The organism is Hydrogenophaga sp. (assembly GCF_011390835.1).
Taxonomy (GTDB): Bacteria; Pseudomonadota; Gammaproteobacteria; order Burkholderiales; family Burkholderiaceae_C; genus Hydrogenophaga.
In genome coordinates this window covers 1-6,136 of the sequence record NZ_JAABRQ010000052.1, presented here as the reverse complement: position 1 = coordinate 6,136, position 6,136 = coordinate 1, and the positions used below count along the sequence as shown (strand labels likewise).

The 6,136-nt window shown below is 60.6% G+C and carries 5 protein-coding genes and 2 rRNA genes; 4 read left to right on the top strand and 3 right to left on the bottom strand.

Features of this window, described 5'->3' with window-relative positions:
• Window positions 1-590, top strand: a 590-nt coding sequence (phhA, locus tag GPT34_RS17400) for a phenylalanine 4-monooxygenase (protein ID WP_291015219.1), incomplete at its 5' end; no start/stop codon positions are given.
• On the opposite strand, the gene GPT34_RS17395 is transcribed toward phhA, so the two are convergent.
• On the bottom strand, window positions 512-1,513 hold the full coding sequence (locus GPT34_RS17395) for an alpha/beta fold hydrolase (RefSeq protein ID WP_291015217.1): 1,002 nt from the start codon (window positions 1,511-1,513) through the stop codon (window positions 512-514). The two genes, phhA and GPT34_RS17395, sit on opposite strands and share 79 nt — an antisense overlap.
• 96 nt (window positions 1,514-1,609) lie before the next feature.
• Between GPT34_RS17395 and GPT34_RS17390 the strand changes: the two genes are divergently transcribed.
• The 3 genes from GPT34_RS17390 to GPT34_RS17380 all read left to right on the top strand — a co-directional run bounded on the left by GPT34_RS17390 (window position 1,610) and on the right by GPT34_RS17380 (window position 5,061).
• Window positions 1,610-2,344 (top strand): hypothetical protein, encoded by a 735-nt coding sequence (locus GPT34_RS17390; RefSeq protein ID WP_291015215.1) that lies wholly within the window; start codon window positions 1,610-1,612, stop codon window positions 2,342-2,344.
• Window positions 2,345-2,446: 102 nt separating this feature from the next.
• Window positions 2,447-4,138 carry an AMP-binding protein gene (locus GPT34_RS17385; RefSeq protein WP_291015221.1) on the top strand — a complete coding sequence of 564 codons (1,692 nt, stop codon included), beginning with the start codon at window positions 2,447-2,449 and terminating at the stop codon, window positions 4,136-4,138.
• The gene (locus tag GPT34_RS17380) at window positions 4,138-5,061 is read left to right on the top strand and encodes an MBL fold metallo-hydrolase (RefSeq protein WP_291015214.1); all 924 of its coding nucleotides are present in this window, start codon (window positions 4,138-4,140) and stop codon (window positions 5,059-5,061) included. Before GPT34_RS17385 ends, GPT34_RS17380 begins: the two co-directional genes overlap by 1 nt.
• 124 nt (window positions 5,062-5,185) lie before the next feature.
• Here the strand turns inward: GPT34_RS17380 and rrf are convergent.
• Both rrf and GPT34_RS17370 read right to left on the bottom strand, forming a co-directional pair.
• Window positions 5,186-5,298 (bottom strand): 5S ribosomal RNA (rrf, locus tag GPT34_RS17375).
• Between the two features lie 154 nt (window positions 5,299-5,452).
• Window positions 5,453-6,136: ribosomal RNA gene (locus GPT34_RS17370) — 23S ribosomal RNA — on the bottom strand; the annotation flags it as partial.

Here is a 6,136-nt window from a genome sequence, read left to right as displayed (position 1 = left end):
CAGGCTGGGAGATCGTGGCGGTGCCCGGGCTCATTCCCGAGCGGCCGTTTTTTGAACTGCTGGCCAACCGGCGGTTTCCGGTCACCGACTGGATCCGCAAGCCAGAGGAGTTCGAGTACATCGTCGAACCCGACGTGTTCCATGACTTGTTTGGCCATGTGCCGCTGCTTTTCGACCCGGTGTTTGCCGACTATGTGCAGCGCTACGGTACAGGTGGGCTGAAGGCCGACGATCTGGGCGCCGGCGAACTCTTATCACGCCTGTACTGGTACACCATCGAGTTTGGGCTGATCCAGCAAACCGACGGCCTTCGAGCCTATGGGGCGGGCATCTTGAGCTCCAGTGGCGAGCTGCGCCACAGCGTCACCAGCGACGCGCCACAGCGCATCGCGCTGGATCTTCACCGCTGCATGCGCACCCGCTACAAGATCGACGACTACCAGGGCACCTACTTCGTGATCGACAGCTTTCAGCAGCTTTTTGATCTCACCGCCCCCGACTTCACCGCGCACTACGCGGCCGTGCGCTCTGCCGGCGACTTGGCGGCAGACGCCAGCATCGCCAGCGACTCGCGCATCACCCTGGGGTGAAAGCCCAACGCCACGTGCGCAACACCGGGCACGTGACGGTTGTCAGCGCCAGCCAGCAGGGCGGTGGAGGCCGGAAAGACGATGTTGTCGGCATTCGAATACCAGCAAGTGAACCGCTCATAAGGCGCATCGCTGCCAGCCTGCTCCCGCTCGGCCAAGGTCTCGAGCCAGGCGTGATTGCGGCGCATCTGCTGGCCGTTCGGCACGTGGCTGAACTGGCCCAGCCAGGTCCCATGGTGCGGAGTGCCGATGGTGATCACGCGCTGCACGCGCTGGGCAGCATCCGGCATGGCCGACCACCAAGCCCGCGCGGCCAATCCGCCCATGCTGTGGCAGATCAGCACCGGCGGCTGGCCCGACAGCGCTTCGGCGCGGCGCACCGCCTCCTCGATCAGCGGCACATAGGCTGGGATCGAGCCAAACACTGGCTCCAGATTGACCGAGGTGTACGGAATGCCCAGAGCGCGCAAGGCCTGCATCCAGGGCAGCCAGAATCCCCGATTGCAAACAAAGCCGTGCACAAAGACCACCGCAGGCGGCTGTGCTGGATCCGCGTTGGGAACGCTCACGTCGGGCAATGCTTGCCAGCGAAACGGCTGGCGCCAGGCAAACACCACTGGCGCGACCCGGACCTCTCCCCACCAGGCACGCAGCAGGGTTGCCGCATTCGCCGCCGGCACCGAGTCGCCCCGATTCACCCGCGCCACCGCCACAAACTCCAGTCCGAGCACCAGCGCGTAGCCCACCAGCAGCAGCGCCGCACCGCCCACCGCCAGCAATGGCGAGTCGTTCCAAAAGATCAGGCTCCAGGCTATGGCCAGACCGAGAGCGCTCAACACCAAAATTTGTTGCAGGCGGGCCAAGGTAGAGCGGTCTTGCGGCGCGCGCAGGCGCGCATTGGAAGGGTCGGATTCAGCAACCATGCGCGCACTATCGCATGGGTCCATACCCCTGGCATGCCTCGGACTAGGGTCACTCGCCTAGGTAATGCGCTGCAGACAGGTCTAGACTGATCCCACATGACGACCGATAGCCGAGCCGCCGACCAGATCCGCCTGCACCTGCAGCGCGTCAGCCACCTGCGTGATCAGTCCCACAGCGCGGGCCTGGCCGGCGCTGTGCACGAGGTCAAGCAACTCCAGGCCCGGCGTTTTCGAGCTACCTACAGCGATTTTCTGCAGACCCCGCGCCATGCTGCCGCGACGCGGTTCTTTCTGGAGGAGTTGTACGGCGAGCACAACTTCACAGAGCGGGATGCGCAGTTTGGCCGCATAGCTGGGGCGATTGAGCGCCTGTTCCCGGCGGCGGTGGGTCAGCTCGCGGTCGACCTGGCTGAAACCCATGCGCTCACCGAGACGCTGGACCACGAAATGGCGAGGCATTGGCTGGTCATGGGCAGTGAATACGCTTACGCGGAGCGCTATGTGCGCTGCTGGCGGTTGACCGGCAAGCCCGAGCAGCGTTCGCGGCAGCTGGCGGTGGTGCAACACATGGGGCGCGATTTGCAGCGGCTCACCCGCAGCCGGTCGTTGCTGATCGCCCTGAAGATGATGCGGCAGCCTGCGCAGGTGGCTGGATTGTCTTCGTTGCAACACTTTCTGGAGCGAGGGTTTTCTGCCTTCGCTGGCATGGGCGACGCCAGCGAATTCCTGGCTGCCATCCAGGCCCGGGAATCGCACTGGATTGCGTCGATGTTCGACGATGAACTCCAGCAATGCCAGGCGGCGCTGACTCAGGAACTCACCAAGGCCTGAAGCCTGTGCTTTGGGTGACATTGGCCTAGGGCAGGCCCTGAGCCGACGCCTTCGTCGAAGCGCGAGAATCGGAGCATGCAGACGACCACCACCTCAGCCCCCTTGAACCACCCCTGGCTCGCCCACTATCCGGCGGGTGTTCCGCACAGCGTCGAACCCGAGCAGTACCGCTCGCTGGCCGAATTGATCGAAGAGTCGCTGCGCCGGCACTCCAAGCGACCTGTTTCGGTTTGCATGGAGCAGTGGATGAGCTACGGCGAACTCAACGAACACAGCAGCAGTGTGGGGGCATGGCTGCAGGCTCGTGGCCTGGCGCCTGGTGCGCGCGTGGCCATCATGCTGCCCAACGTTCCACAGTTCCTGGTGGCCATGGCTGCGGTGGTGCGCGCGGGCTTCACCGTAGTCAACGTCAATCCTCTGTACACCGCGCGCGAACTGGAACACCAGCTCAAGGACTCGGGTGCCGAGGCGATCATCATTCTCGAAAACTTCGTGACCACCCTGCAGGAGGTGATCGACCACACCGCAGTGCAACACGTGGTGGTGGCGAGCATGGGCGACCTGCTTGGCTTCTGGTACGGGCGCTGGATCAGCTTTGCGGTTCGTCACTTGGCCAAAATGGTGCCAGCCTACAAGTTGCCTGTGGAGGGTCCACGCGGCGCCCGCACCATCGCAAGTTTTCGTCAGGTATTGGACGACGGTAGTCGTTTGGCCCTCAAGCCAAGCGGGAGCAACCTGGACAGCACTGCCTTTCTGCAATACACGGGCGGTACCACCGGCCTGTCCAAAGGCGCGGTCTTGACGCATCGAAACATCGTCGCCGCCATCCTGCAGGCGGAGGCCTGGTTTAGGCCTGCCCTGGCCAAGGTGGGTGACCCTCGCGAAACCAACTCAGTAGCCGCGTTGCCGCTGTATCACATCTTCGCGCTCACGCTCAGCCTTCTTTCGATCCGCTGGGGTGCTTACATGACGCTCATTCCCAATCCGCGCGACGTTCCCAAGCTGGTCGAGACGCTCAAGCGCCGCCCCTTCCACATCCTGCCGGCGGTGAACACCTTGTTCAATGCCCTGCTCCAGAACCCCGCGTTCCGTCAGCTCGACTTTTCCCCGCTGGCCCTTTCTCAGGCCGGCGGCATGGCGGCATCCGAGGGGACGGCCCGCCAGTGGCTGGCGGTGACCGGTTGCCCCATGATTGAGGGATGGGGCATGAGCGAGACCTGCGCCATTGGCACCAACAACCCGGTGATCAACCGGGAGTTCAGCGGCACCATCGGCCTGCCTCTTCCGGGCATCCGCATCGCGATCAAGGACGACGAAGGTCAGGATGTCCCGATCGGCTCCGCGGGAGAAATCTGCATCGCCGGGCCCAACGTCATGACCGGCTATTACAAGCAGCCCGACGAGACGCGAGCCGCTTTCACGGCAGATGGTTTCATGCGAACCGGGGACATTGGCGTGATGGACGAGCGCGGCTACACCCGGATCGTCGATCGCAAGAAAGACATGATTCTGGTGTCCGGTTTCAATGTGTTCCCGAATGAGCTGGAGAATGTGATTTCGCTTTGCCCAGGGGTGCTCGAATGCGCTGCCGTAGGCGTACGGGATGACAAACAGGGCGAAGCGATCAAGGCCTTTGTGGTGCGCAGTGACGCCTCTCTGACCGAAGAAGATGTGGCACGCTACTGCCACGACAACCTCACGGGTTACAAACGCCCTAAGTACATCGAGTTTCGCGACGAGCTGCCCAAGACCAACGTCGGCAAGATCTTGCGTCGAGCGCTGCGCGATTCGTGATGAGTGTTGTGCATGAGCCGCTGGAGCGAGCGGGGGTCACCGTGCTCGAACGGGGCTGGCTATCGGCCAACAACGTGATTGTTCGCGGCTCAGGGCCTACAACATTGATCGACAGTGGTTACAGCAGCCATGCTGCGCAGACCCTGGCCTTGGTGCAGCAGGCATTAGACGGCCAACCGCTGGATTTGCTACTCAATACGCACTTGCACAGCGACCATTGCGGCGGCAACGCAACGCTGCAAAGTCACTACACAGCCTGTCAGATCTGGATTCCGCCAGGCCTGGCAGGCGCTGTCACGGCTTGGGATGAGGATGCGTTGACCTACCGGCCGACAGGGCAATTGTGCCCCCCTTTCGGCTTTCATGGCCTGCTGCATCCCGGCGAGGATATGCAGCTTGGTAGCCGCCGATGGGAGATTCATGGGGCAAAGGGTCACGACCCACATTCGGTCGTGCTTTTTGAGCCTAGCAGCCGTGTGCTGATCTCAGCAGATGCGTTGTGGCACAACGGCTTTGGCGTGGTGTTTCCTGAACTGGAAGGCATCGAGGCGTTTGCCGAAGTAGGGCAGACACTCGATGCAATTGAATCTTTGAATCCCTTGGTCGTGATTCCGGGGCATGGCCCGCTGTTTGCGGACGTGGTACCAGCCTTGTCCCGAGCTCGGAGCCGTCTGGAGATGTTCACTCGCTCGCCAGAAAAGCACCTTCGCCATGCCTTGAAGGTGCTGATCAAGTTCCGCTTGTTGGAGTGGCAGCACATCGATCGCAGTGCATTGCTCGCCTGGGCACAACACACGCCCTATCTGGCCCGGCACATGCCAGCGGCGCAAGACGATCAATCGAAGTGGTTGGACGAACTCTTGTCTGAATTGGCGACAAGCAAAGCGTTGGCGCTGAAAGGAGATCTCGTGCTGAACGTCTGAGCGACCTATCAGTTCATTGGAGGGCTCAACGACAGATGTGACTCTTGCGCGCGTCAATACATCTCGGCCACAAAAACCAAAGCCCCGTTTGCAGTGAGCAAACGGGGCTTTGGAGGCTGTAATAGTCTGACGATGACCTACTTTCACACGGGAACCCGCACTATCATCGGCGCAAAAGCGTTTCACGGTCCTGTTCGGGATGGGAAGGAGTGGTACCACCTTGCTATGGTCGTCAGACATAAAGGGTTGTTCAAACAGACTGGTCTGTTCAAACGAATTCATAGAGTTTCGAATCAGCTTCTTTGATTGCGGCCAACGATTGGACAGTTCATATTCGACTGTCATCTGGCATAACTGACATTTGAACCTGATGACTGCTCATCAAAGTTATAGGGTCAAGCCTCACGAGCAATTAGTATCAGTTAGCTTAACGCATTACTGCGCTTCCACACCTGACCTATCAACGTCCTGGTCTTGAACGACTCTTTAGGGGGCTCAAGGCCCCGGCAGATCTCATCTTGGAACGAGTTTCCCGCTTAGATGCTTTCAGCGGTTATCTCTTCCGCACTTAGCTACCCGGCAATGCCACTGGCGTGACAACCGGTACACCAGAGGTGCGTCCACTCCGGTCCTCTCGTACTAGGAGCAGGCTTCCTCAAATCTGCAGCGCCCACGGAAGATAGGGACCAAACTGTCTCACGACGTTTTAAACCCAGCTCACGTACCTCTTTAAATGGCGAACAGCCATACCCTTGGGACCGGCTACAGCCCCAGGATGAGATGAGCCGACATCGAGGTGCCAAACACCGCCGTCGATATGAACTCTTGGGCGGTATCAGCCTGTTATCCCCAGAGTACCTTTTATCCGTTGAGCGATGGCCCTTCCATACAGAACCACCGGATCACTATGTCCTGCTTTCGCATCTGCTCGACTTGTCAGTCTCGCAGTTAAGCACGCTTATGCCATTGCACTATTAGCACGATGTCCGACCGTACCTAGCGTACCTTCGAACTCCTCCGTTACACTTTGGGAGGAGACCGCCCCAGTCAAACTGCCTACCATGCACTGTCCCCG